This window comes from Halalkalibacter kiskunsagensis, from assembly GCF_037027555.1.
Taxonomy (GTDB): Bacteria; Bacillota; Bacilli; order Bacillales; family Bacillaceae_D; genus Halalkalibacter; species Halalkalibacter kiskunsagensis.
Genome location: NZ_JAXBLX010000023.1, coordinates 1 through 24420, shown reverse-complemented (window position 1 = coordinate 24420; position 24420 = coordinate 1). Strand labels below are relative to the sequence as shown.

Annotated in this window: 24 protein-coding genes; 18 read left to right on the top strand and 6 right to left on the bottom strand. The window is 40.3% G+C overall.

What is annotated here, in order from left to right; translation table 11 throughout:
- Positions 1–142 precede the first annotated feature (142 nt).
- Entirely contained in the window at positions 143–910 is a 768-nt protein-coding gene (locus SLH51_RS14315) for an SGNH/GDSL hydrolase family protein (protein ID WP_335962016.1), read from the bottom strand.
- Between the two features lie 253 nt (positions 911–1163).
- On the opposite strand from SLH51_RS14315, the gene SLH51_RS14310 reads away from it, so the two are divergent.
- Positions 1164–1316: a hypothetical protein gene (locus SLH51_RS14310; RefSeq protein ID WP_335962015.1), complete on the top strand. Its 153-nt coding sequence runs from the start codon at positions 1164–1166 to the stop codon at positions 1314–1316.
- Between the two features lie 66 nt (positions 1317–1382).
- On the opposite strand, the gene SLH51_RS14305 is transcribed toward SLH51_RS14310, so the two are convergent.
- The 4 genes from SLH51_RS14305 to phnF form a co-directional block, all read right to left on the bottom strand.
- Positions 1383–2075, bottom strand: a complete 693-nt coding sequence (locus SLH51_RS14305) for an N-acetylmuramoyl-L-alanine amidase family protein (RefSeq protein ID WP_335962013.1) — start codon at positions 2073–2075, stop codon at positions 1383–1385.
- Positions 2076–2322: 247 nt separating this feature from the next.
- Complete coding sequence (locus SLH51_RS14300; protein WP_335962012.1) at positions 2323–3495, bottom strand: MFS transporter; 1173 nt, start codon at positions 3493–3495, stop codon at positions 2323–2325.
- A gap of 115 nt (positions 3496–3610) precedes the next feature.
- Positions 3611–4702 carry an ABC transporter ATP-binding protein gene (locus SLH51_RS14295; protein WP_335962011.1) on the bottom strand — a complete coding sequence of 364 codons (1092 nt, stop codon included), beginning with the start codon at positions 4700–4702 and terminating at the stop codon, positions 3611–3613.
- A 358-nt stretch (positions 4703–5060) separates the two neighbouring features.
- The gene (gene phnF, locus SLH51_RS14290) at positions 5061–5783 is read right to left on the bottom strand and encodes a phosphonate metabolism transcriptional regulator PhnF (RefSeq protein ID WP_335962010.1); all 723 of its coding nucleotides are present in this window, start codon (positions 5781–5783) and stop codon (positions 5061–5063) included.
- A gap of 218 nt (positions 5784–6001) precedes the next feature.
- Between phnF and nagA the strand changes: the two genes are divergently transcribed.
- From nagA to SLH51_RS14210, 16 genes are all read left to right on the top strand, one after another.
- Complete coding sequence (nagA, locus tag SLH51_RS14285; protein WP_418769971.1) at positions 6002–7189, top strand: N-acetylglucosamine-6-phosphate deacetylase; 1188 nt, start codon at positions 6002–6004, stop codon at positions 7187–7189.
- On the top strand, positions 7186–7938 hold the full coding sequence (gene nagB, locus SLH51_RS14280) for a glucosamine-6-phosphate deaminase (RefSeq protein ID WP_335962008.1): 753 nt from the start codon (positions 7186–7188) through the stop codon (positions 7936–7938). Before nagA ends, nagB begins: the two co-directional genes overlap by 4 nt.
- A 516-nt stretch (positions 7939–8454) precedes the next feature.
- Positions 8455–9411 (top strand): calcium/sodium antiporter, encoded by a 957-nt coding sequence (locus tag SLH51_RS14275; RefSeq protein WP_335962007.1) that lies wholly within the window; start codon positions 8455–8457, stop codon positions 9409–9411.
- A 246-nt stretch (positions 9412–9657) separates the two neighbouring features.
- Positions 9658–9999, top strand: a complete 342-nt coding sequence (locus tag SLH51_RS14270) for a DUF2294 domain-containing protein (RefSeq protein WP_335962064.1) — start codon at positions 9658–9660, stop codon at positions 9997–9999.
- 188 nt (positions 10000–10187) lie between these two features.
- Entirely contained in the window at positions 10188–11261 is a 1074-nt protein-coding gene (locus SLH51_RS14265) for an ABC transporter substrate-binding protein (RefSeq protein WP_335962063.1), read from the top strand.
- A gap of 17 nt (positions 11262–11278) precedes the next feature.
- Positions 11279–12217, top strand: a complete 939-nt coding sequence (locus tag SLH51_RS14260) for a nucleoside hydrolase (RefSeq protein WP_335962006.1) — start codon at positions 11279–11281, stop codon at positions 12215–12217.
- Positions 12218–12265: 48 nt separating this feature from the next.
- A complete protein-coding gene (locus SLH51_RS14255) occupies positions 12266–13087 on the top strand; it encodes an ABC transporter permease (protein ID WP_335962005.1) in 822 nt (273 codons plus the stop codon).
- Between the two features lie 7 nt (positions 13088–13094).
- Positions 13095–13883, top strand: coding sequence for an ABC transporter permease (locus tag SLH51_RS14250; RefSeq protein ID WP_335962004.1), 789 nt, complete (start codon positions 13095–13097; stop codon positions 13881–13883).
- A 13-nt stretch (positions 13884–13896) separates the two neighbouring features.
- Positions 13897–14958, top strand: a complete 1062-nt coding sequence (locus SLH51_RS14245) for an ABC transporter ATP-binding protein (RefSeq protein WP_335962003.1) — start codon at positions 13897–13899, stop codon at positions 14956–14958.
- A gap of 18 nt (positions 14959–14976) precedes the next feature.
- Positions 14977–16689 carry an adenine deaminase C-terminal domain-containing protein gene (locus SLH51_RS14240; RefSeq protein ID WP_335962002.1) on the top strand — a complete coding sequence of 571 codons (1713 nt, stop codon included), beginning with the start codon at positions 14977–14979 and terminating at the stop codon, positions 16687–16689.
- Between the two features lie 376 nt (positions 16690–17065).
- Entirely contained in the window at positions 17066–17323 is a 258-nt protein-coding gene (locus tag SLH51_RS14235) for a hypothetical protein (protein WP_335962001.1), read from the top strand.
- 430 nt (positions 17324–17753) lie between these two features.
- Positions 17754–18224, top strand: a complete 471-nt coding sequence (locus tag SLH51_RS14230) for a hypothetical protein (protein WP_335962000.1) — start codon at positions 17754–17756, stop codon at positions 18222–18224.
- The gene (locus SLH51_RS14225) at positions 18217–19476 is read left to right on the top strand and encodes a glutathionylspermidine synthase family protein (RefSeq protein WP_335961998.1); all 1260 of its coding nucleotides are present in this window, start codon (positions 18217–18219) and stop codon (positions 19474–19476) included. The genes SLH51_RS14230 and SLH51_RS14225 overlap by 8 nt, the downstream gene beginning before the upstream one ends.
- Complete coding sequence (locus SLH51_RS14220; RefSeq protein ID WP_335961996.1) at positions 19467–19883, top strand: DUF350 domain-containing protein; 417 nt, start codon at positions 19467–19469, stop codon at positions 19881–19883. Before SLH51_RS14225 ends, SLH51_RS14220 begins: the two co-directional genes overlap by 10 nt.
- 71 nt (positions 19884–19954) lie before the next feature.
- On the top strand, positions 19955–21202 hold the full coding sequence (locus SLH51_RS14215) for a glutathionylspermidine synthase family protein (RefSeq protein ID WP_335961995.1): 1248 nt from the start codon (positions 19955–19957) through the stop codon (positions 21200–21202).
- A gap of 55 nt (positions 21203–21257) precedes the next feature.
- Complete coding sequence (locus tag SLH51_RS14210; protein WP_335961993.1) at positions 21258–22277, top strand: potassium channel family protein; 1020 nt, start codon at positions 21258–21260, stop codon at positions 22275–22277.
- A gap of 175 nt (positions 22278–22452) precedes the next feature.
- Here SLH51_RS14210 and SLH51_RS14205 read toward each other — a convergent pair whose 3' ends face one another.
- Positions 22453–23433 carry a glycerophosphodiester phosphodiesterase family protein gene (locus tag SLH51_RS14205; protein WP_335961992.1) on the bottom strand — a complete coding sequence of 327 codons (981 nt, stop codon included), beginning with the start codon at positions 23431–23433 and terminating at the stop codon, positions 22453–22455.
- A gap of 130 nt (positions 23434–23563) precedes the next feature.
- Here SLH51_RS14205 and SLH51_RS14200 point away from each other — a divergent pair, with 130 nt between their 5' ends.
- Positions 23564–24277: an FHA domain-containing protein gene (locus SLH51_RS14200; protein WP_335961991.1), complete on the top strand. Its 714-nt coding sequence runs from the start codon at positions 23564–23566 to the stop codon at positions 24275–24277.
- Positions 24278–24420 lie beyond the last annotated feature (143 nt).

Here is a 24420-nt window from a genome sequence, read left to right as displayed (position 1 = left end):
ATAAATGGGTTTACATTTTAAAGGTAAGTGAAAGCAATTATTTTTATATTAAGTGTTTTCTTAAATAACAAATAAAGCGTGAAAGCTATAAAAAAATAGAAAACCCCCCTCCAAACTCCAAGGGGAGAAGTAGGGGAAGTTATTATTGCAGCAAATAAGTTGCCATATAGTCAGCCCAGATCACATGTCCTTCTTTTGTAGGCAAATGATCTTTGACATATTGACTAAGTTCGTCATTTTCTTTTGGCCATGCTCTCCAATGGTTTGCGTATTCATACCCTTTATCTCGAATGATATCCTTTAGTTCGTTGCTGTAGATATAATAATCTTCAGCATTAGGAATTGGATTTGTCGGGAAGGTCACAATCTTTGTGTCAGGAAGAGCTTCTTTTGATTGGTCGAGAATTTCTTCAAAGTTTTCTAGTGAGTCCTCAAATGCAATTGTTTCATAATCGTTTCCTAGTAATAGTTCAGTTAAGAGAAGGTCTGGTTGACTATCGATGACTGGATCAAGGTAGTCATTTTCAAGTACTTCAGCTGATGTAGCTTGGTCAACATCAATAACGGTTAACGTTAGTTCATGATCCGGTAAAGAAAGTTGGATTTCAGAAACTAGTAAATGAGGAAACGAATCAGCTTCATCGACACTCGTTAAAGCGGTTGACCCAAAAACGGTGACACGAATTTCATCTCCCTTTTCTTTCCTGGCTGCTAGTTCTTTAATCGTTCCGTCTAGCTTTCGTATCACTTCGTCTTCCGCTGTTGTCTCTTCTAAGCTGACACCTAAAGCATTTGCTTGTTCATTCGCCTCTGCTGCGATAGAGTTTAGTTTTTCCTGATAATGCAAATAACCAAATACAAAGAATAAGATACTAACAGCAATCGTTGCGTAATAAAGAATTATTTTCACTACGAGAAAAACCACCTTTTCATAAGAGTAAGAGAGGTACAAATGATATATATATGTATGAGCCCTAACTTTTTCCAAATCTACTCTATTATCCCTAATGAAACTATAACAAGTATTACTAGGGAAGTAAGACGAAATGTGTCTTGTGTACTAGAGTTTTCTACGACAAATTTAGCAATGAGATAAATAAGAAGGAAACGAAGCGACACGACATACGTAAAAGGAAATACATGTGTTGAAAGGGTTGAATGAAATGGATTCTTATATTGTCGGTTGGGGAACACTAGCCTTAATTAAAGCGGGGCTTGCGCAAGGGAAAAATCGAACCGGAATTAATTGGTTCCTGTTATCTCTTGTGCTAGGTCCGGCAGCAACGCTCATTCTGTTAATGGTAGAAAAGCGTTAGTGGGAGTCGGCGTAGAACATCAAAAACCGAGTGTACCTCAATTGAAAGCACACTCGGTTTGCATAATTACACTTTTTCAATGACAATTCGCTCGGCTGTTTGAAGGTTTCGTGAAACCGCATTCAAAATATTTTGTTCATCGCGATAAGCTCCCTCTTGCGTACCATCAACAATGACTCGATAAAGGTCGTTTGGAGTGGTCGTTTGTTTTCTAGTAAGGTTGAACGCTCCTGCTAATCCGTTCACGTGGCCTTGGGCAACTGCTTGGCGCCAGCTTGAACTTCTTAATTTTTCCGCATCGCTAGTGTTATCAATAAACCCATTCTCCGTTAAGAGTGCGGACATGGCGGTTTCGCGTAATACGTGGAAGTTCGCTTTCTTTTTGCCACGGTTTGACAAGTTATTTACTTTCGTAATCTCATCGTGCATTATATTTCTGTATTGGGCAGTAAGAGATGAATCTGTTAGACTCGTATGAATATAATCTTCATATCCTTGTGCTGATCCATTAAAGGCATTGACGTGAATCGATAAAAAGTAATCAGCTCCCCATGAATTGGCATCATTTGTCCGCTGACTTAAACTTCTAGTCGTATCGGTTGTTCGGCTCATGCGAATATTAACATCCTCATAGTCTTTCTCAAGCAAATCACGAATACGGAGTGCGATATCTAATGTAATATTCTTTTCCTGTAATCCATTCGCCGTTGCGCCTGAATCAGCCCCACCGTGACCTGGATCTAAATAAAGTTTGAACATTCTATTTACCTCCTTCTACTAAAGCGTATTCTGTAAAAAGAACAACGGTATAGACAACTGTGTGCCTGGCACAGCCCGAAGTTTGTCGATAGGTGAAAATCGGAAGGAGGAGCTATTATAAAAGGAGATACTTAGTAGAAGATGGCAATCGGAAAGCAAGGCATCTAAAAGCCCTCATAACGGGGAATGAGTCGAATTTAATTAAAAAGAAAGAGGGAGTCGTCTAATTGACTGCACTCCCTCTTTCTTATGATGAACGTACGTGAAGTTTCCTTGTTTGCGCGAGATAGACTCGGTAAAAAACAAGTGCAATAATAGATAGGATGATTCCTGATAGATAAGGCAATCCAAACGAAAGAGAAAACAGCCAACCGCCTAATGGAGGGCCAATAATTCTTCCAAGTGAGTCAAATGAAGATAAGAGCCCCGTCATACTCCCATGTCCGGTTGTTGATGTTTTCGTCACAAGCGAGGAAACGCTTGGACGGATCAATCCGTTTCCGATCCCAAAAACTGTTAGGAAGATGGCGGCCGTGAGAAAGCTATCAATGAATAAAATAAGTCCGAAGCCAATCGCAGAAATAATAATTCCCACTTGAATAACAGAGCCTTCACCGAACTTCTTAGTCATTCTACCAACCAACCCACCTTGTACAAGTGCTCCGGCAAATCCCATAATCATAAAAATATACCCAAGCTGTAAGGCGCCTAGCCCAGCTTTTTCTGCAGCAAAGTAGGCAAAGGTTGCTTCTAAGCCAGCTAAAGATAACGAGACAAAGAGCTGGAGACTAAACAAAATTGAATTTGGGCCCTTTAATGTTTGACGAAGTGACCTCTTTTTCTTCGACTGCTTTTTCCGATTTTCTGCTGTTAATGATTCCTTAAGGCTAACCATTACTAAGAAAAATGTGAGCAACGAGGAAACCGCAGCAATATAAAATGGCGTGTTGATGCTAGACTGTGAAAAAACACCGCCAATGGCAGGGCCGAAAATAAAGCCTAAACCGATTGCAGCACCAACGATCCCCATTCCCTTTCCACGATCTTCCTCTGTTGTAATATCAGCTACATACGCCATAACAGTAGGCATGTTCGCAGAAGAAAGAAATCCACCAATGATTCTAGCAGCAAACAGCATCCAGAGCTGCGTGGAAATCGCCATTAAGAAAAAAGAAAGAGCAAGTCCGAGAATGCCAATCATCATGACTGGCTTACGACCAATTCGATCGGAAATTCGCCCCCACATCGGAGCGAAAAGAAGCTGCATGAAGGAATAAACAGCCATTAATAAACCTAACTGAGTTGGCGAGGCCCCCATCTCCTCAGCATAGAAGGGGATAACAGGAATAATAATTCCAAACCCTACCATAACGAGGAACATAACTAAAAATAAAATAGGCAATGCTTTTTTTGGTTTCAAAAGAATGTTCACTCCAATAATTAAGCTATTTCAATCTTAATTATAGCCTAGGAACGCAGCGCGTGCCAGGCACTGCCCGAAGATTGTCGAAATCGGGGCGTGCCTAGCACGTTGGTTACCGTATTCTGAGTTCGGATTTAGGGTCAAAGAAGTGAACTTTGTTCATATTGAAGGCAAGTTCTAATGAAGTTCCAGCGGATAGGTCGGTTCGTGAATCAACACGTGCAATGAAATCTTGATCGCCGACCTTTGAATAAAGGTAAGACTCTGCGCCCATTAGTTCAGAAACTTCAATTTTTGCTTGAAGATTGGAATAGCCATCAGAAGAAAAGAGTGCAGGGTCATCATGGATGTCCTCTGGACGAATCCCTAAAATAAGGTCTTTGTTGTTGTATTGTTTAATTACATTGAGTTTGGCGGTAGGAACTTTCACTTTAAAATCATGAATGAGGAAATAGCCATCTTTTAATTTGCCTTGGAGGAAGTTCATCGCAGGAGAACCGATAAAGCCGCCCACAAATACATTTTCAGGAGCATCATAAATCGATTTCGGACTGCCGACTTGCTGGATGAAACCGTCTTTCATAACGACAATACGACTTGCCATTGTCATGGCTTCCGTTTGATCATGGGTAACATAAATCGTGGTTGTTTGAAGGCGTTGGTGTAGTTTCGTAATTTCAGCACGCATTTGAACACGTAGCTTCGCGTCTAAATTGGATAAGGGCTCGTCCATCAAAAATACTTTTGGATCACGTACGATGGCACGACCGAGGGCGACACGTTGACGTTGTCCACCAGACATGGCTTTTGGCTTACGGTCTAGCATATCAGTTAATCCTAGAATTTTTGCTGCTTCTTGTACACGTCTTTGGATTTCTTCTTTCTTGAATTTCCGCAGTTTTAGTCCAAACGCCATATTATCGTAGACGCTCATATGCGGATAAAGAGCATAGTTTTGAAAAACCATCGCGATATCTCGATCTTTCGGCGCGACATCATTCACAATCGCACTGTCAATGTGAAGTTCTCCTGCAGAAATATCCTCTAAACCTGCGATCATTCGTAACGTTGTCGACTTCCCGCAACCAGAAGGACCAACAAACACAATAAATTCTTTGTCTTCGATATCTAGGTTAAAGTCTGTAACAGCTGTAACGTCCTTATCATAAATTTTGTAAATGTTCTTTAATGCAATATCAGCCATGTCAATCCACTCCTTATTTTTTGTTTGTCGATTCGTGCGGGTGCGAAGGCTTCACACGCTGCATGACCTTCTGAAATTCAGCCGAACTGACAACCTCTTGTACTGAACAGATTTATTAACTTAATGGTATAACGAAGTAGTCTATAAAGCTATTGTGATCGTGCATAGAAAAAGAGAGTGAATTTTGTGAATATGTTCTGAGAGATTATGTGTCAGTGGGGCCTGGTACCGCTCGAAGTTTGTCGGATTTTGTTGCAGAAGAACCAGAGGATCGGTTTTGTTTAAAAGTGACGAAATAGAAGAACCTGTAATCAATCAAAATCCAAGAATCAGTTGACTCTTGGATTTTTTGTCGTCTTTATCTTGGCATCTGAATCTTATACCGATACTTATCGGCCCGATAAGACGTTCTAGAATATTCAAACGGTTGTCCGCTTGTTGAGTACGTCACTCTACGTACGAAAAGAACAGGATCTCCTTTTGAAAGATGTAAGTGGACAATTTCATCTGCATTCGCTAACGTTGATTCAATTTCTTGCTCACCATGAGAAATTGTCAGCTGTAGCTCTTTTTCAATATAGTCATAAAAAGAAGAGGAAAGATCTTTTTCTGTCATCTGACCGACGACTTTTTTCGGTGTATACGTCGTTTCAAATGCAATTGGCTCTTGATCAGCTAAACGAATGCGTTGGATTTTATAAATTGGATCGTTTGCATGTATTTGTAACTTTTGAGCAATATACGCTTCAGCCTGGATAAGCTGAAAACTAATGATTTGCGTCGTTGGCTGTAAATTTTGTGCTTTCATTTCTTCACTAAAGCTTGTAATTCCTTTTAGAGGTTGCTCGAGTTTTTTCTCAGCTACAAATGTTCCACGCCCTTTTTGACGGGTGATTAACCCTTCTGAAGCTAAATTCATAATCGCTTGTCGAATGGTCATTCTGCTTATCGAATACTTTTCGGAATACTCGCGCTCAGACGGGAGCATGTCACCAGGCTGCAGTTGTCCAGACATAATCTGCTCTCTAATCTCTGCTTCAAGTTGATAATAAATTGGTAAGGGAGAATTTTTATCTAACATTAAATCACTCTTTCATTATATGTTCTTTTATAGGATGGTTTGGGGGCTGCAAGGACTCCGTACATTGCCTTTAGCTGGTATCTACAGGGGAACCACGGTTTTTACTGCCGTTTCTTATAGTTTATCAAAGGACAAGCAAGAAGTATACACAATGTCTAAATGTATAGACAACTATATATCATTATGATACATTAACTAAAGAGAGACGATAGATAGGAGTGAGTCACTTGAAGGACGAAACCTTGCTTATAAAAAATGTGCGCTTGTATCAAGAGGCGGGAGTGGTTGAAAAAGGCTACTTGCTACTTCAATGTTCAAAGATTATAAAAATGGGGGTAGAAAGCGAACTTGAATCGATCACTCATGCTGGTGAAACGATTGATGGCGAAGAACTAAACGCCATTCCTGGATTTATTGATGGTCACATCCACGGGGCAAACGGGGCTGATATGATGGATGCGACTCCAGAAGCTTTGGAAAAGCTTGCACAAATTTTGCCGGCGGAAGGTACGACGAGTTTTTTGGCAACCACGATTACACAATCACAAGAAAATATAGATAAAGCACTAGAAAACATCGCTCGTTATAAAAATAAACCTAAGACGTCAGAAATACTAGGTGTTCATTTAGAAGGACCTTTTATTGAAAAAACAAAAGCAGGTGCTCAGCCAGTCGAGTATGTCATTCCACCTTCAATTGAGTTATTTAAAAAATGGCAAAAGCTATCAGGAAACAAGATCAAAACGATTACTTTTGCCCCAGAAAAGGATGAGGATCGCACATTTCTCACTTATTTAGCTGCTCAAGGGATAAATGTATCAGCCGGGCATACCGGAGCAGGAATAGACATAATGAAGGAAGTTGTAAAGCTTGGAGTTAACCAACTTACTCATCTATGCAATGCCATGAGTGGGTTACATCACCGAGATGTTGGTGTGGTAGGGGCTGCCTTTTTATTAGAGGAACTGCAAAGTGAATTAATCGTAGACGGAATTCACGTATCGCCTGAAATGGTGAAGATACTTTATAAAAGTATTGGACCAAGTCGGCTGAGCTTAATTACGGATTCGGTACGGGCAAAAGGGTTAGCACCAGGGGATTATGATTTAGGTGGGCAAATAGTTACGGTTGATGAACAGCAGGCTACCTTGCAAGACGGGACGCTAGCAGGCAGTATGTTAAAAATGATTGACGCAGTGAAAAATATGCGGGAGTTTACAGGTGCCTCTGTACAAGAGCTCATTGAAATGGCTTCAAGCAATCCGGCTAAGCAGTTACAGCTGTATGATCGCAAAGGTAGTCTTGCAGTTGGGAAGGATGCTGACTTGTTGTTGGTTGATGATGATCTATCAATACATTATACAATCTGTCAAGGAAAAGTAGCGTATAAGGGGGAAGGGAAATGAACCTTGTCAAAGTGAAGAATCATGAAGAAATGAGTGAGAACGCATGCCGTATCATAATGAACAAGGTAAGTTCCTTATCATCACCTGTTCTAGGACTTGCAACGGGTTCGACGCCAGAGCGTTTATATGAATTATTAATAAAAGAATACGAGCGTAAATCAATCACATTTTCACATGTGACGACGTTTAATTTAGATGAATATGTAGGGTTAGGCGAAACGCATTCGAATAGTTATCGCTACTTTATGGATCATCACTTGTTTAAAAAGATTGATATTCCAAAAAGTCGTACTCATGTCCCAAATGGTACGGGAGGTGATTTAAAGCGAGAATGTCACTATTATGAAGAGCTGATCGAAAATGTTGGTGGAATTGATTTGCAAATTTTAGGACTCGGTCTTAATGGACATATTGGCTTTAATGAACCAGGGACGCCCTTTTCAGCGAAAACGCATATCGTTGATCTTGATTTCTCAACAAGAAAAGCGAATGCCCGTTTTTTCCGTAGTGTAAAAGAAGTTCCGACCCAAGCGATCACTATGGGAATTGAGACAATATTACGCAGCAAACAAATCTTGCTACTAGTATCTGGAGAGCAGAAATCAGAAGCATTGCAGCGCTTGCTAGATGGAGAAGTGTCTGAGGAGTTTCCAGCGTCGGTATTACGAAATCATCCGAACGTTACGATCATTGCAGACGCAGCAGCAGTTGGGATGCCTGGTACCTCCCGAAATTTGTCGACTAGATAAGATGAGAGATGAGTGAATGTACGTTATTGGCAGTGATGGAGGCGGCACAAAGACGACGGGTGTGATCGTTGATTCAGAAAACAAGGGTAGTGGCACAAAGTGTCGTTGGTGCCTCCAATCCCAATAGTGTTGGTTTTGTACGTGTAGTTCAACTCATTCAGCCGATAATCTCACCGGCTGAATGTGCTGCTGTTGCCGCTCGACAAGTGCCAGGCACCCTCTAACAGGAATGTCCAGAATGTGAGACATTCCATGATCGAGATATAAACGCAGGATTAAATCTTAAAAATGAAGCAATAAGACTTCTAACCGTAGGGACTACGGAGCTAGCCTAATCAATAACTAGCGGTTACGCTGGTGTTCTTAGGAATCCCCCACTTCAATCAGACCGGAAGGTCGATAAGTGGCGGGTAGTTCAATTGTATGACAACTCTCAGCTTTTCATAAACTAGGTGGACTGGAAAATGTAAAAGAGGGTATAGAAAAAAAGTCCTAAAAAAGAGGTTGGTGTAACGAGTGGTTTATATTCTTTTACTCTTAGGATTTATTTTGCTTATAAAAGGCGCTAATTACTTCGTTGATGGTTCCTCAAACATCGCAACAATGCTGAATATTTCTCCGCTTTTAATTGGATTAACGATTGTCGCATTCGGAACGAGTTCACCAGAGGCAACGGTCAGTATATTGGCAGCATTAAATGGAAATGCAGATGTCGCCATGGGGAATGTGGTTGGAAGTAATATATTTAATATCACGCTTGTTGTTGGGATCACAGCGATGTTGAATCCCTTAAAAGTTGAAAATGATACGATTCGAAAAGAAATTCCTTTTACAATGCTTGCAAGTGTCGTCTTGCTGATCTTTATAAGCGATGTGATGTTGCAATCGGCAACGAATAATGTCATTACACGCAGTGAAGGATTGGTGTTGTTACTCATTTTTGCTGTTTTTCTCTATTATATTTTTGAAGTGGTTAGAAATCATAAGGCTAGTTTTACAAGAGTAGAAAAGCCAGTACAAACAAAAAATTGGGGGAAACCGATCATCCTAACGATTGCTGGTTTAGCTGCCATTATTTTTGGAGGAGATTTGGTCGTTAAAAGCAGTACAGAAATTGCCTATTCCATTGGTATGAGTGAAACATTGGTCGGATTAACGATTGTCGCTGTCGGTACATCATTACCTGAATTGGTTACCTCGATAACAGCTGCTTTGAAAAAGCAAAGTGAAATTGCGTTAGGAAACATCGTAGGGAGCAATATCTTCAACATTTTATTTGTCCTTGGTGCATCCTCTGTCATTGTCCCACTTGGCGTAGATGCAAGAATTTTTATCGATGTTGTGATTATGATTGTTTTAACCTTTTTACTGTTACTTTTCTCAAGAACTCACTTTAAGGTTGGAAAAGCAGAAGGACTGATTTTAGCGGTTATTTATATCATTTATCTGGTGTATATCATTATGAGAAATTAGAAAGGTGCTTATTTGCTAAGCAATTTAGAAATAATGAAAAAATAGTGGCAAAAATGAATGTTTCGTAATGAAATTACGATAATTACCAATCATTTTCAAGGTAACTTGCGTATTCTGTGATAAAATCTAACATTATTATTCTGAAAAAGTAGTTGATTAAACAAAAAAACCGAACGATTCTATTGATTAAATATGAAACCTTTTGTATAATAGTTTTAACTTGATATTCTTCGGTGGGTGATTGCTATAATCCAAATTGATACGAGTCAAAATAAGAAGGTTCTTGCCCATATATATAACGAGGTTTCGAAGGAATTGTTTGGTGTTGGGACAACTTTGCTAAAGGTGTCTATCGACCAAAACATTATTACCTTTCAAGCTAAACATCGCCGTTCACCGCGCTCAGCCGCTTTGGAGGGAGAAGACCCTAGCTTGAAGCTCGAAGTCGATTTTCGCATGTCATTGCTATATAAAAGAAAATTAAGAGAAAAGCTAGAACAAGAATTGGAGTTGCCAATTGAAGCGGTCTTACGTGATTACGACGGGGCTACTCAAAGAGCTTTTACCAATATTGTTTTACTACTTTAAGATTAAATTAGTGGATTTTCCTTTTGGATCTATCTAAAACGAAAACCACGTTCTAAAACAGTGGATACGTCTTACCTTTGTTAACAAAGAGAAGATGATCTTATCGAATGAATTTTTTCATTCTTTAAGGTCATCTTTTTCTTTTTTATATTTGATTTTTACACATAATGATGTTGGAGGGGTTAATGATGAAAAAAATGATGTACAGTACATGGCTCTTATTTTCCGTCCTTGTTCTGGCAGCTTGTGGCGAAAATAATTCTGAGACAGAAGGAACAGAAACAGGTGAAACGCAATCAGGTAGTCCTACTGAGCTAGTAATTTCTACTTGGGGCTTTGCTGAAGATTTCTTCCGAGCTGAAGTATATGGTCCGTTTGAAGAAGAGCATAATGTGAAAATTGTCTTAGATACAGGGAACAATGCGGAAAGAGTGAGCAGAATTGAACAAGGTAGTTCAAATGTCGACCTTATTTACTTATCTGACTATTATGCCGAGCAAGGAATCGAAGCTGGTTTATTTGAAACGATTAACCGCGACAACATTCCAAATCTAGAAGAAATTTATGATGTTGCAAAAGCACCAACAGGAGAAGAGTATGGTCCTGCCTACACAATTGCTCAGTTTGGGATAGCCTATAACCCAGACCAAACAGACCAAGAAATTTCATCGTGGGCCGATTTGTGGAGCGAAGAGCTATCTCGAAATATTACGATTCCTGGCATTACAACAACATCTGGACCGATGTTTTTAGATGCGGCTTCACGTGTCGCTGGTAACACAGAGTTTAACGAAGATGAAGCATTTGCAAAATTAGTTGAATTAAATCCGAATATTGTCACCGAGTATGGTGGAACATCTGAGTTTGTAAATATGTTTGTCCAAGGGGAAATAGCAGCTGGACCGATTATGGAAATGTTCTTTGCACAAGTACAAGAATCTGTACCAGGAGCTGTCTTTGTTTCACCTGAAGAGGGCGGATATGCGGTCATTAATACGATTAATGTTGTGAAAGGGACAGAAAATAAGGAACTAGCGGAAGAATTTATTAACTGGATTTTAAGCAAGGAAGTACAAGAGGCTGCTACTGTTTCAAAAATCGATTCTCCTGTTAACACAACACTTGAGTTAACAGAAGAGGAAGCGGCTGGTCTTACGTATGGTGCTGATGTAATTGAAAGCTTGCATACGCTTGATATGGGCTTTGTTAACGAACATAACGATGCTTGGATTGATCGTTGGAATCGTGAATTAGCTCAATAAATTTTTGATAAAAGGTGATGAAGATGACAAAAAAAGTAATCCTTGATGTTGATACCGGTATTGATGATGCACTTGGAATTATTCTTGCTGTGAAAAGTCGACAATTTGAGATTCTAGGTATTACCACAACAAATGGGAATGTGTCTTTGGAGACAGCGACCACCAATACATGCAAAATTTTAACAATGCTTGAAGTGGAGCATGAAATACCTGTTATAAAGGGCGCGTCAACACCGCTTCAAAGACAAGCTTTTTTTGAGCACCGGATTCACGGTCAGGACGGGCTCGGCGGAGCTCTTGCTGACATGGTCGTTACTAAACAGCCTGAGGATCAGTTTGGACCAGACTTTCTCATCGAACAAGTAAAGGCCTATCCGAATGAGGTAACACTTGTGATGACTGGACCTTTAACGAATTTGGCTTTGGCGATTGAAAAGTGGCCAGAGCTCGCAAGTGAAGTTGAGGAAGTGATCTTCATGGGCGGAGTTGTCAAAGGGGTTGGCAATGTAACGCCAACCTCGGAATACAACATGTATGTCGATCCAGAAGCCGCAAAGGTCGTGCTTCACGCGGGAATTCCTAAATTAACACTTGTCGGCTTAGATGTGACACGACAAGCGTTGCTTTCAGAAGAACATATTGCCAAGCTAACAGATCCGGTGCTTGCTGACTATGTAAAGGTGAGCACTGCTGATTATTCAAAGCGCTATTTCGAACGAAATGGCGTGAGGGCTTGTGCGCTTCACGACCCATTAGCTGTAGGGGTTGCGCTGCAAAAAGAATTTGTTAAAACAGAGAAATACTATGTGGATGTTGAAACGAAAAGTGAAATTTGTGATGGGCAAACGGTTTGTGATTTTCAAGATCGTATGCAACAAAGACGTAACGTAGACGTGTGCGTAGATGTAAATTCGAAAGCCTTTTTAGATATGTTTGTTCAGACACTAAACACTTGACCCGAGTAACACAAAACCCTTAGAAAAACCAGAACAGAGGTTTTAACTATGAAAAAAAGAACGCTTTACTTGCTATTACTACCTGGACTTTTATTTTTAACAATCTTTATGGTTGTTCCGATTGCTTTAACGATTGGGACGACGTTTTTACAGGAGGGTAGCTTTACATTTTCCGGCTACCTAACCTTTTTTACCGATGATTATTTTATGAGTATTCTTGGAACGACGTTGCGAGTTAGTTTGCTCACAACGATTACGTGTATTATTTTAGGTTTCCCAGTGGCGTATTATATTTCAAAACTACAATCAAGAAAGAAAGTCATTCTTCTACTTTTAACGATTTTTCCACTGTTAACGAGCCCGGTTGTACGTTCGTTTAGTTGGATGGTCATTTTAGGGAAAAATGGTTTGTTAAACAATGTCTTGTTATCTCTAGGCTTAAGACAGGAGCCGCTTGAGATTTTATATACACCGACAGCGGTAACGATTGGGTTGGTGCATTTGTTCTTGCCGTTAATTATTGTGACACTTGTAGGCGTGCTTGAAAACATTGATCAAGATTTACTGCGAGCTGCTGAGAGTCTTGGTGCTTCGAAGGTCGCGGTATTTAAAAAGGTTGTCTTGCCGCTTTGTGTACCGGGGCTGATGATTGGAAGCATTCTCGTGTTTGTCGGGAGTTTTACAGCCTATACGACACCAGCGTTACTCGGGGGAAGACAGCGGGTCATCTCAACCTTTCTTTATCAAAATGCAATCACGCTAAATGATTGGTATTTAGCATCGATCATTGCGACGATTATGATCGTTGTCACGTTTGTTGTCATTAGTTTAATGAATAAAGCAGCTCATAAGCTGAATCCAAAGGGGTAGAAAGTGTATGCAGGAAAAAAATAGATGGTTGGCCCTGTTTACGCTTCTCGTTTTTATCTTTTTGCTAGGGCCACTTGTAATTATTTCAGTTACGTCCTTTGAACCAGGAAACGTCTTGAAGTTTCCGCCAGAAGGATTTTCATTTAAATGGTATCTTAATATCTTTGAAGTGCAAATGTTTCTTCAAACTTTTAAAATTTCAATTCTCGTTTCACTTGCAGGCAATTTGTTAGCACTCGTACTCGGCATTCCAGCAGCGTATGCACTTAGCCGTGCTGATTTTAAAGGGAAAAATGTGTTGAACGCGATTTTCATTTCACCGATTTTAATACCAGGAATTGTCCTTGGTTTTACGCTATTAAAATACATTATTGTCACGTATCAACTGCCAATTTATGCAGGACTGTTTATCGGACATACCGTTATTATGCTTCCATTTGTCATTCGAGTTGTTTCTTCTAGCTTGTCTAATTTTGATTTTTCCATTGAGGAAGCGGCATTAAGTTTAGGGGCGGGACGCTTGGAAACCTTTTTCAAAGTCGTGTTACCGAATATTAAAACAGGGATCATTGCAGCTGTCTTAATTGCCTTTTTGGAGTCCTTTAATAACGTTGATATTTCTGTTTTCATGACAGGACCAGGAATTAGTACATTGCCAATTCAAATGTTGACGTATGTTCAGTATTACTTTGATCCGACGATTGCATCGATTTCTGTTCTGCTCATGATTTTAACGGCTGTTTTGATGTTTTTAATAGAACGGTTACTAGGTTTATCTTACTTTACTAAACGATAACGGAGGCATACGAATGGCATTACTTAGCTTACAAAACGTATCAGTTGCCTATAATAAGCAAGATATTTTGCAAGACTTCAATTTAAATATAGAAAAAGGAAAGCTGATCTCACTTTTAGGACCGAGTGGATGCGGAAAAACGACGACGCTTCGGCTCATTGCGGGATTTCTAGAGGCTGGAGCAGGCAAGTTTTTGTTTCAAGAAAAAGACTATACGAAAGTACCAGTGAACAAACGAAATTTCGGATTTGTGTTTCAAAATTATGCACTTTTCCCTCATTTGTCGGTGTTTGACAACGTCGCTTTCGGTTTGCGTCTTCGGAAAATGTCAAAAGCAGAAATCGAAAAGCGTGTCGCACGTATTTTAGAGATCGTCAATTTAGTCGGTTTTGAAAAACGATTCCCACAAGAGCTCTCAGGTGGACAAAGACAACGAGTAGCGATTGCACGTGCGTTAATTATTGAACCAGATCTCTTATTATTTGATGAACCACTAAGTAATCTTGATGCGAACCTACGAGTGAATATGCGTGTGGAAATCCGTAGAATCCAGCAGGAGCTTGGGATTACAACGGTTTACGTTTCACACGATCAGGAAGAGTGTTTTTCTATTTCGGACCAAGTTGCGATTATGAACAAAGGGATTATCGAGCAACTAGATGATCCAGCGACGATTTACAAGCATCCAAAAACGAAATTTGTCGCTGATTTTATCGGATACAAAAATTTTATTACATTTGATGAACGAATTGATCATGGCGAATCAATTCAATTGTTGATTAACAATCATCGTTTTGCTGTGAAACGGTATTCTGGGGCAGGGTATGACGCAAGTTTAATAGGTGCCATTCGACCAGATCATATTGTCATTAAGCCTCATTCAGAAGAAAGATCGGATGAAAACAGCTTACATGGAACGATTAAGGTGAGTACGTTTCTTGGCAGAGGCTATCAATATATGGTTGAAACACCGATCGGGCAGTTTACGGTTAATGAAGAAACTGAGAAACCATATAGCATTGATCAAGATGTCATTCTTGAGTTCCCAAAAGAGAAGTTAGTCTTAGTTGAGTAATCGTAAAGGAGTGATTAGATGAAAATCGATCTCTTAATTGTAAATGTAAAAGTATTTAATAGTTACTTTCGAAAATTTGTGAGCGGAAATGTTGTCATAATAGACGGAAAGTTCTTGTACATCGGCCAACGTTGCGAAGAGACGTTTCAGGCTCGTGAGGTGCTTGATGGTCAAGGCAAATACATGATTCCTGGCTTAATTGACATTCATCTTCATATCGAAAGTACGATGGTCACACCTGAGACATTTTCGTTTGGGTTAATCAAAAACGGAGTGACGACGATCGTACCAGAGCCTCATGAAATGGCGAATGTGTTCGGTTTAGAAGGTGTGAAAGAGATGATGGCGGCAAGCCGTGATTGTGTCGCTGATATGTTTTACGGAATTCCGAGTTCGGTTCCCGCAACGACACTGGAGACAACAGGTGGTTCGATCGAAATTGAAGATATGGATAAACTCTTGCACTCAGAAGAAATCGTTTGTTTAGGCGAGATTATGAATTATGTCGATGTCATCTCAGATGATCGAGCGTGTAAGACGAATCAAATCCTTGAGCATATTCGCAAAAAATACCCTCATCTAACAATCGAAGGCCATGTTCCAAAGCTACTTGATTTGGATTTGCAAAGAATGGTGTATGCGGGTGTTGATTCAGATCATACGCATCAGACAATTCAAGGGATGGAAGAACGAATTGCTGCAGGAATGTTTATTGAAATTCAAGAGAAATCAATGTCTCAGGAAATCATTGATTATTTAATTGAAAAAAATGTTACAGAACATTTTTGCTTTATTACCGATGATGTCATGGCAGATTCATTTGAAAAGCGAGGGCATCTGAATCATATTGCACAGAAGGCGATTTCGATGGGAATGAAGCCGGAGCAAGTAATTTATGCATGTACGTACACGCCAGCACAGAGAATGAAGTTACAAGATCGCGGGGTAATCGGACCTGGGAAGGTTGCGGACTTTCTGTTACTTAGTGACTTAGAAGAATTTACTATAGAGAAAGTGTTTAAAGACGGGAAAAAGGTATATGACGTTGGTGAAGAATATGTACAGGCGAAAAAGCCGAAACAATTCTCAACTGCTTTCTATGAAAGTGTGAAACTGAATTTGCTGTCAGAAGATGATTTTGCCATTAAGGTCGATGAGCCAGATGCGAGTTATTCATGCCGAGTGATGATTGTAAAAGATGGCTCTACGTTTACGGAAGAGGTAAGAGATACGTTTTTGGTCAGTGAGCAGAATCTTTGCTGGGAAGAAAGTGAGTACGGCTTAATTGCCACATTTGAGCGTTACGGGAAAAATGGCAATCGTGCTCATGGATTAATTGGTGGGGATATTATAAGAAAAGGCGCAATTGCGACAACGTATTCGCATGACAACCACAACTTATTGGTTATTGGGCAGAATGTTAGTGATATGGTACTAGCTGCGAATGAGGTGATTCGCAACCAAGGCGGGATTTGTGTAGTGGATGATGGGAACATCGAGCAAATGCTGAAGTTACCAGTCGGAGGCATCCTATCAGAAGAACCACTAGAATTACTAGCGAAGCAAGTAAAAGACCTACGAAAAGCGATGGAAGATTTAGGATACAAGCATTACAACTCAATTATGTCGATTAGTACTCTCTCATTATCAGTGAGCCCAGCATTGAAAATCACTGATTTTGGGTTGATTGATGTGAATGAAGGAGAGGTAGTACCACTAGTCGTCGGGTAGCATGCACCACCCGAAGTTTGTCGAACGAAACTCTCCGGATGACGTGTATAAAACCATTCATTTTAAGTTATCTTAATAGTAAAAGCTCCTTTCGTATTCGAACCAAGTTAACCTACGGATCCTACGAAATGGAGCTTTTTTGTGGTACCAGGTACTCCCGAAGTTTATCGTGCAATTACAGTTATCAGAAAATTTAATTATTATATCGTGAAATTATCTAACATAAACCCTTTTCAAATTTCTATTTTCATATTATTCTTATAATTAATAAATCAGAAAAATTAAACAAGTTCTAAGTGATAGATGAAAACAAATGTATCTTCAAATTAAGGACAAACTATACAATGTGAGATTATTTACTAAAGGAGTGGCTAACATGATGAAAGATATCGTAAGAGGGTTCACTATTAAAAATTACTATTTAGCTGAGATTGACCATAGTGGAAATGAAGAATATAGAAGCAATATGGATAGGTGGAGCTGGGATATTTATATTGCTGCAAATGAGAATAGTGAATATCAAGGAAAGGCAGTGGCCCCAGGCAAGGGTGTTGAGGTCCCGTGGACTCCATTAGGTGGACAAGACTATCTCGAAGAAATGATGGGAATGTGCCAACAGCAAATGACCAACTAATCGTGTGTATCCTAAAGAGGAGGTGATGATGGAGGTCTCTCTACCATGTATTCTGTCTTTGAAAGGTTCTTCACAATCATCTTCCCTAGTACGAAAAAGAGTCGCATTCATTGCGGCTCTTTTTCAATTGGTAACGTCTCAAGGTTACATTCATAGAGCTATGCGATCTGACTTTACCTATGCCAGGACTGCTCAATCAATTTGTATTCAATCATACGGCGACATGATAGAAATAAATTGAGTAAATACATATAAGTGATCAGACCTTGGACTAACTAGGTTTTTCTCAAGTAAGTAAATACATAAAAGGAAGTTTGGTTAAAACCTTCCATCAAGTGCCAAAATATTGATAGAATCAAATAGGTGTCAGAGGACAAAGAGTGAAACCAATGATCATTCGAAACGTATAGAAATTGGAGGTGTTTGTCACATGAAGAAACCAAAAACCGATAAACTTTTAAAAGGCTTCCTTGGATCGAGTGTCGCGCTTTTCGGTTTAACGGCTTGTTCACAGGGGGCACAGGAAGAGCTGTTTTCTGTACCGGCTGAGCCTGAAGAGGAATTTCAGCCTGAAACAGAACCCCCTTCACCTGAAGAGGCAGATTGTGATACGTGGACGTGGGACGAGGAAGCACAGGGGTATCAATGTGTTGAAGAAGGCAATGCGAACCATGGTCATTACTATCATGGGGGAAGTTGGTTTCCGACAATTGCTGCCTTTATGGCAGGAAGAGCGATGGGAGGAGGAGGCGGTGGCGGCCAAGTGAGACAGCCAGCGACAAATCCTAGAACCGATCAAAACGTAAACCAACCAAGACAAGATAATAATCAACAAAGAAGTCCGAGCCGTGCAACTAACCCACGGTCTGGTATGGGCGGTGGTGGTATTTTTGGTGGATGATTACAACGTGTGCCGCGACCGTTTTTATGAAACGATTCAAGGCTTTTGGGACCGGTTATATGGCGTGGAGTATGCCTTGTTTGATTGTCTCGATTTCGTAAAAGAAGAGGTTTCTAATATACGACGAGCAACAAAAGAGAGCTATGCCGTTTACAAAAAGGTCAACGAAATGATGCGATATGCACCCGATGAATCGTTCATAGATTTAGGTTTTCCAAAAAAGGCATTGCCTTTTCTAAGGCTCTCATTGCTTCCATATGAAACGGTAATTGGTCGCTTTGACTTTGTGAAAACCAATCAAGGGTTAAAACTATTGGAGTTTAATTCCGATACTCCGACCTTTATTCGGGAGCTTTTTGATGTGAATGGTTTGGTGTGCAAGGAATACAAGCGAGAAGACCCAAATGAAAACGAAGCTGAAAGGTTAGGAACTGCGATTCGTAACAGTGTCTATCACTGTGCCCAAGCCATTGGGGTGAAAAATCATCCATATGTTGTTTTTACGGCACATGAAGAGGATATGGAAGACCGTGGAACGATGATGTATTTAATGGAGGTTGCCCAAATTAAAGGCTCAACATTTGTACCGCTACGTGACATTCAAATTGTTACAGACGGAAACGAGAGTGGAGTCTATGATGACAAAGGGAATCGAATTGATGTTTTGTATCGTCATACATACCCGCTAGAAGCGCTACTTGAAGATGTCACAGATGATCAATTTCCGATTGGGATTGAATTTATGAAATTGGTTGAACAGAAGAAAGTTGGAATGCTGAATCCTACGTCTGCTTTCTTGATGCAAAGCAAGGCGGTTATGGCTTTAATATGGGGAATGTATGAACAACGTCATCCTCTCTTAACAGAGGAGGAGCTTGCAGTGATTGGCCGTTATTTTTTGCCGACATATTTAGACGAAGAGCCTTTTTTGGAAACAGGCGAGCGCTATGTCTCAAAGCCTGCCTTTGGACGTGAAGGCGACACGGTTGTTGTTAAGCAAAACGGAAAAATTATTTATTCACAAACGAAGAGTTCGTACGATCACTATGTCAAAGTCTATCAAAAATATGTTGATTTACCAACGTCAGTCGTGCAAACAGAACATGGACAGCTAGAAGCACATTTATTGTACGGAAGCTTTATTGTGAATGAAAAGCCGAGTGCCTTTGGGGTTCGTGCAGGAGCAAAAATCACTGATAATCTATCTTATTTCTTACCTTGTGGAGTGAAAGGAGCAATGGAATGGACATAACTTATTATTTACAAACGTTTGATCATTTTGTCATCTATCTTGCTATATCTCTTGTGTTGTTTTTGATTGGAACCTATATTTTTAAGCTACTTACCCCTTATTCGGAGCGTGCCCAAATCAAAAATGGGAACACTGCGGTTACGCTGAAATTACTCGGGAAAATGGCCGGTCTTGTTGTTGTGTTACAATCGGCAATTCGTAGTTCAATCAACTTAGTTGATTTAGCAATTTGGGCATTGATTGCGATCGTCATTCAAATCGTGTTGCATTTAGTAATTGAATATATCTTTACTCGGAATACGAGTTTAGCGAAAGAAGTGGAGAATGGAAATGTGGCAGTTGGTTTATTCTTAGGCGGGGTCTCCGTGCTAGTCGGAATGATTGTGGCGGCAACCATTAGTTATTAATACGGCATCACCTTGCACAGCGTTAGATGAAGGTTGATTTGAAATAAATCTTTTAAAAGGAGGGATGGTTCATGCTCCCCTTTCAATCGTTAACGGAGCCGTTTGAGGCAGAAACGTATTTGAAAAAATGGCTTGAAGTCGAAAGGAAAGCTGCAGCAAAAGGCTTTACATGGGCTTCCTTATATGAAAATTATGAAGATAACCAGTACATGAGTGACTCGTTATTAGTTGTTCCACAGTCGTTAATCACGGAAGTTGAAAATGCATCGAGAGCTGTGAATGACATTTTTGGGAAAACATATGAGCAGCTTTTAAACGATCAATCATTGATCCATAAGTTAGGAATCTCCGTATTTTTGTGGGACTTGTTACTCGCTGAGAGGAAGACGGCCTTTTCGTATTTTAGTCGCTATGATTTTATTGCGTCCGCACAAGGGTTAAAAGTCATTGAGGCCAACACCGATACACCTGTTGGACTTGTTGAAGCAGCGATTGCACAAGACGTTTTATGTCAGGAGCATCACCGTGAGAATCCGAATGCACGGATGACTGCCAACATCAAACAGGCGTGGAATCAAGTGATCAGAGACTACGGAATTAGCAGCGGAGATACTCTTTATTTTACGAGTGCAGACTGGCATGATGAAGATAAACAGACGGTGCAGTATTTGATGAGTTTGTATCCGCAACAAGCAAAATACGTGCCGCTTGAGGAGATTGTCGTTGGAGAAGAGGACGTAAAGACCCCTGACGGCGAACGGATTGACTTTTTGTACCGACTGTATCCACTTGAATATTTCTTGGAGGAAAAGAGTGGAACAGGTGAGTTAATTGGTGAGAGGTTTATTGTTCATGTGCAGAATGAAAAAGTGAAGATCATTAATCCACCGTCTGCCTTGCTAATGCAGTCAAAAGCTGTGATGGCGCTCATTTGGGAGAAGAAAGATGAATGGTATACAAGGAGTGAGCAAGCGGCGATTGAGAAGTATTTCCTACCAACGTTTTTCACTGCTCATCCCCTGCACGACTCTTATGTGAAAAAGCCTGTGCTCGGTCGTGAAGGGGGCGGGATCCGAATTGTTTCAAACGGGAGGGTATTAGAAGAGGATGTTGACTATTATCAAGATCAAACCGCCGTGTTTCAACAATACTTCCCGATGCCAGATCAGACGATTGACACGTGGGACGGCCCGTATACAGGGAAGCTATTGATTGGATCTCATGTGATCCATGGGGAGCCGAGTGGTCTATTTTTTCGAGTTGGTGAACTCATTACGGGCAACTTATCGATGTTTGCAGCGTATACAGTGCAACGCTAAAGGGGGAGTCCCTGTCTTTAGCGCATGGATGCCGAATTGTAGGGAGGTGAGTAGCATGCACTTTTTTTTGAAAATTAGTTTAGGGTTAATTAAGATGAGAAACCTGACATTGTTTCTTACGACGGGAATCTTTATCCTCCTTAGTACGCTAATCATGTACGCATTGGAACCAGATAACTTTGAAAGTTTACTAAATACTTTCTATTTTGTCATGACAACTTTTACGACAGTCGGGTATGGAGATTATTCTCCTGTGACGTTACCAGCGAAACTATACTCTGTTTTTATGTTTATCATTGGTATTGGCTTACTTGGGGTTGTCATTGGGAAGATCGTTGATTCGTTTACGATTTTTCGCAAAATGAGAGAAGAAGGGAGGATGAGCTATATGAAAGGAAACCATATTGTCATTAGTGGCTGGGGAAAGAAATCAGAATCGGCAGTACAAGAAATCCTCGATTCACACGAAGAAGTGGAAGTCGTGATTATTGATACGCTGCCGAAATCACCCGTTGATTTAACGGAAAATCGAGTTCATTACATACAAGGGGATCCAACAGCTGAAGAGACGTTTGTGAAAGCCAATATAACAAAGGCCAATGCGTTAATTGTTTTTGCAGATGATACGATTTCAGACCCTTCACTAAAAGATGCGAAAACATTGCTCGTTGCAATTACCGTCGAGCGTCTAGCCCCGGATGTGCATACAACAGTCGAAGTCATGGCAGAGAAAAACATATCCAATTTTTCTCATGCAAAAGTCGATGAGTTTATTTTAGCGCAGGAGACCATCTCCCGCCTGGCCGTACGCTCAGCTCTTTATAAAGGTGTCAGTCAAGTGTACTCACAGCTTATTAGCAGGCAGCATGGCGATGATTTGTATAAGCTGTCCAAAAAAGCTGAATGGACTACGTACAATGATGCGTTCCAAGATTTACTCGTACAAGGCGCCACCTTAATTGCAGATCGAAACCTCCTCGATATTAATCGCAGGTTGAATGAACCGATCCCGGAAGAGGCTGTGCTTTATATTATTTGTGATAAAGAGACGTATAAGAAGTTGACGGTTGCCTAATGCTTATCCAAGCACGAGTGAAACTGTAAGAAAAGCCTGGTTTCGATCACTCGAAATCCAGGTTTATCAAGAACTTCCCTTTTTGAATTTCAAACGATACGTCATGTAAAATGAGGTGCTTCCCAATTTTTTTATGAAGAGTTGATACATGGAACTCGCTATCATCATCTCTTCGTTAGTTAAACACCGGAGCAATTCGATCAATCCGATTTGTCCATATGCCACCTGAATAACTTGCTGGCAATCTCTTTAAATCTTCCACTGAATCAAACCCTTCAGACCAACCGCCATCCCCTGCAACGACGATGACTCGTGTATCTTGTTTTTCCATGCGATTCACAAATTTATCTGGCCAGCCCCAAAGCCACGGAGCTATCGTTTCTGGAATATGCAATTGAGTACTTTCGCATGAAGAGCTGACATAGCCTGTCCACCCACTTGCCAAATAAGGGACCAAGCAACTTTTCATCGTTGCCTTTGACATTACTCGAAGTTCTGGAATCTCCTTTTTTAAAACAGCAATCGGTTGATCTCCTCCGTAAACAGTGACACGACGCAACCGATCTTCTGGTACGCTTCGCAAAAATTCAGCAAGGAGCTCTCCCTCGTTGGGGTCATCACTTTTTATATGGATCAGAAAAGATGGATCAGAAAAATAATCAAATACTTCATCTAGTGAGGGCATCATCCCAACACCTTCTCCGCGAAACGGAAAGGTGATGCCGTTGTCTGCTGTATAGCCATAGCCAAGATCAAGTTGTCTTAATTCATCCATTGCATGTTCTCTTGTTACTCCGACCCCATCGGTACGACAGTCAAGTGTCCAATCATGGAATACTGCAAATTGCTCATCTAGCGTAGGGTGAATATCAAGCTCAACAATGTCGGCGCCCGCATCAAAGGCGGCTTCCATGGATGGAATTGTATTTTCTAAGTAAGGGTGCTCAGGTTCAAATATCCGTTGGGCTGAACATGTGTCGTTTGTTATGTTTTCCATACTAAACGTTTGACCGAGGCCGCGGTGGGCAAGAAGGAGCGGTTTTGTTTCATCTTGTTTTGCAAATAACGAGCTATTGTTAACGTACATAAATAAAATCAGCGCTAACAGGAACGCTGCATAAACAAATTTATTTTTATAGAATTTTCTCTTTATCATTATGTCCTCCAATGAATCTTGAAAACCTTTTTCTACATTATTACGGAAGACCTTACCTTTTCACAATAGTTATGACATAATAATTGAATGATAGAAAAATGATAGTCGATCTGAATAAGGGGTGAGGAAATTGAATGTACCTGCTTATTTACTTGTAGAACAAGGGACTCCTTTTGAAGAAGGTGCGATGATTCCATTGAAAAAACGAGAAGTAATACTAGGGAGAACAAGCAACGAATGGATGCCTGATGTCTCGTTTCAAAATATCTATGTCTCTAGAAAACATGCATCTATTTATACAGAAAAGGGACTTTTTTATGTGAAGGATGCCGGTAGCAAACACGGAACGTTTGTTAATCATGAGCGCCTTTTGCCAAATAAGGAAACGGTGCTTCGTAATGGGGATAAACTGGCGCTTGCCAATAATCTGATTCTGCTTTCTTTTTCAACTAGTAATTTGGAAGCAACATTTGATGTTGCTCCGATGATGAGAGATCTCGTAAAAAGAGAAAGGAAGGATGTTCAATTAGATCCCTTCCAACAAGAAGTTATTGTACAAAATAGACGGTACGTGTTTTCAGAGAAAGAATATAAATGTATCGAGCTCCTCATTCAAAACGAGCAACAATTTGTTTCGAAAGAAGAAGTAAAAGAGTACGTTTGGTCAGAAAGAATCCATTGTGATGAGCAACCACCAGATGTAAGTGCAGAAGAAGTAAATGCACTTATTTATCGAATTAGGAAAAAAACCGATGAGGTGGTTTCCATTAAAAGCATTAGAGGTAAAGGATATATTTTGTCATTAGAGGATGATGGAATTAATAAGAAGAGCAGTCTTGCATAATGAAGTATTTCTGCTTTTGTGGAGAAATCTAGTAAATAGCATTTATGTAGTAGAGTGAACTCCCCCCCACTTACCACCCTTACGGGTTGCTTGAAGTGGGGGCTTCTTGGGTAATCACCACTTTTAGCAGCTGACGAAATTGA

Bases quoted from the DNA above. Each gene is read 5' to 3' on its own strand.
- SLH51_RS14310 (WP_335962015.1), top strand. From the start codon at position 1,164: ATGGATTCTTATATTGTCGGTTGGGGAACACTAGCCTTAATTAAAGCG.
- SLH51_RS14305 (WP_335962013.1), bottom strand. From the start codon at position 2,075: ATGTTCAAACTTTATTTAGATCCAGGTCACGGTGGGGCTGATTCAGGC.
- SLH51_RS14295 (WP_335962011.1), bottom strand. From the start codon at position 4,702: ATGGCTGATATTGCATTAAAGAACATTTACAAAATTTATGATAAGGAC.
- phnF (WP_335962010.1), bottom strand. From the start codon at position 5,783: ATGTTAGATAAAAATTCTCCCTTACCAATTTATTATCAACTTGAAGCA.
- nagB (WP_335962008.1), top strand. From the start codon at position 7,186: ATGAACCTTGTCAAAGTGAAGAATCATGAAGAAATGAGTGAGAACGCA.
- SLH51_RS14265 (WP_335962063.1), top strand. From the start codon at position 10,188: ATGAAAAAAATGATGTACAGTACATGGCTCTTATTTTCCGTCCTTGTT.
- SLH51_RS14260 (WP_335962006.1), top strand. From the start codon at position 11,279: ATGAAGATGACAAAAAAAGTAATCCTTGATGTTGATACCGGTATTGAT.
- SLH51_RS14255 (WP_335962005.1), top strand. From the start codon at position 12,266: ATGAAAAAAAGAACGCTTTACTTGCTATTACTACCTGGACTTTTATTT.
- SLH51_RS14250 (WP_335962004.1), top strand. From the start codon at position 13,095: ATGCAGGAAAAAAATAGATGGTTGGCCCTGTTTACGCTTCTCGTTTTT.
- SLH51_RS14245 (WP_335962003.1), top strand. From the start codon at position 13,897: ATGGCATTACTTAGCTTACAAAACGTATCAGTTGCCTATAATAAGCAA.
- SLH51_RS14240 (WP_335962002.1), top strand. From the start codon at position 14,977: ATGAAAATCGATCTCTTAATTGTAAATGTAAAAGTATTTAATAGTTAC.
- SLH51_RS14235 (WP_335962001.1), top strand. From the start codon at position 17,066: ATGATGAAAGATATCGTAAGAGGGTTCACTATTAAAAATTACTATTTA.
- SLH51_RS14230 (WP_335962000.1), top strand. From the start codon at position 17,754: ATGAAGAAACCAAAAACCGATAAACTTTTAAAAGGCTTCCTTGGATCG.
- SLH51_RS14220 (WP_335961996.1), top strand. From the start codon at position 19,467: ATGGACATAACTTATTATTTACAAACGTTTGATCATTTTGTCATCTAT.
- SLH51_RS14215 (WP_335961995.1), top strand. From the start codon at position 19,955: ATGCTCCCCTTTCAATCGTTAACGGAGCCGTTTGAGGCAGAAACGTAT.
- SLH51_RS14210 (WP_335961993.1), top strand. From the start codon at position 21,258: ATGCACTTTTTTTTGAAAATTAGTTTAGGGTTAATTAAGATGAGAAAC.
- SLH51_RS14205 (WP_335961992.1), bottom strand. From the start codon at position 23,433: ATGATAAAGAGAAAATTCTATAAAAATAAATTTGTTTATGCAGCGTTC.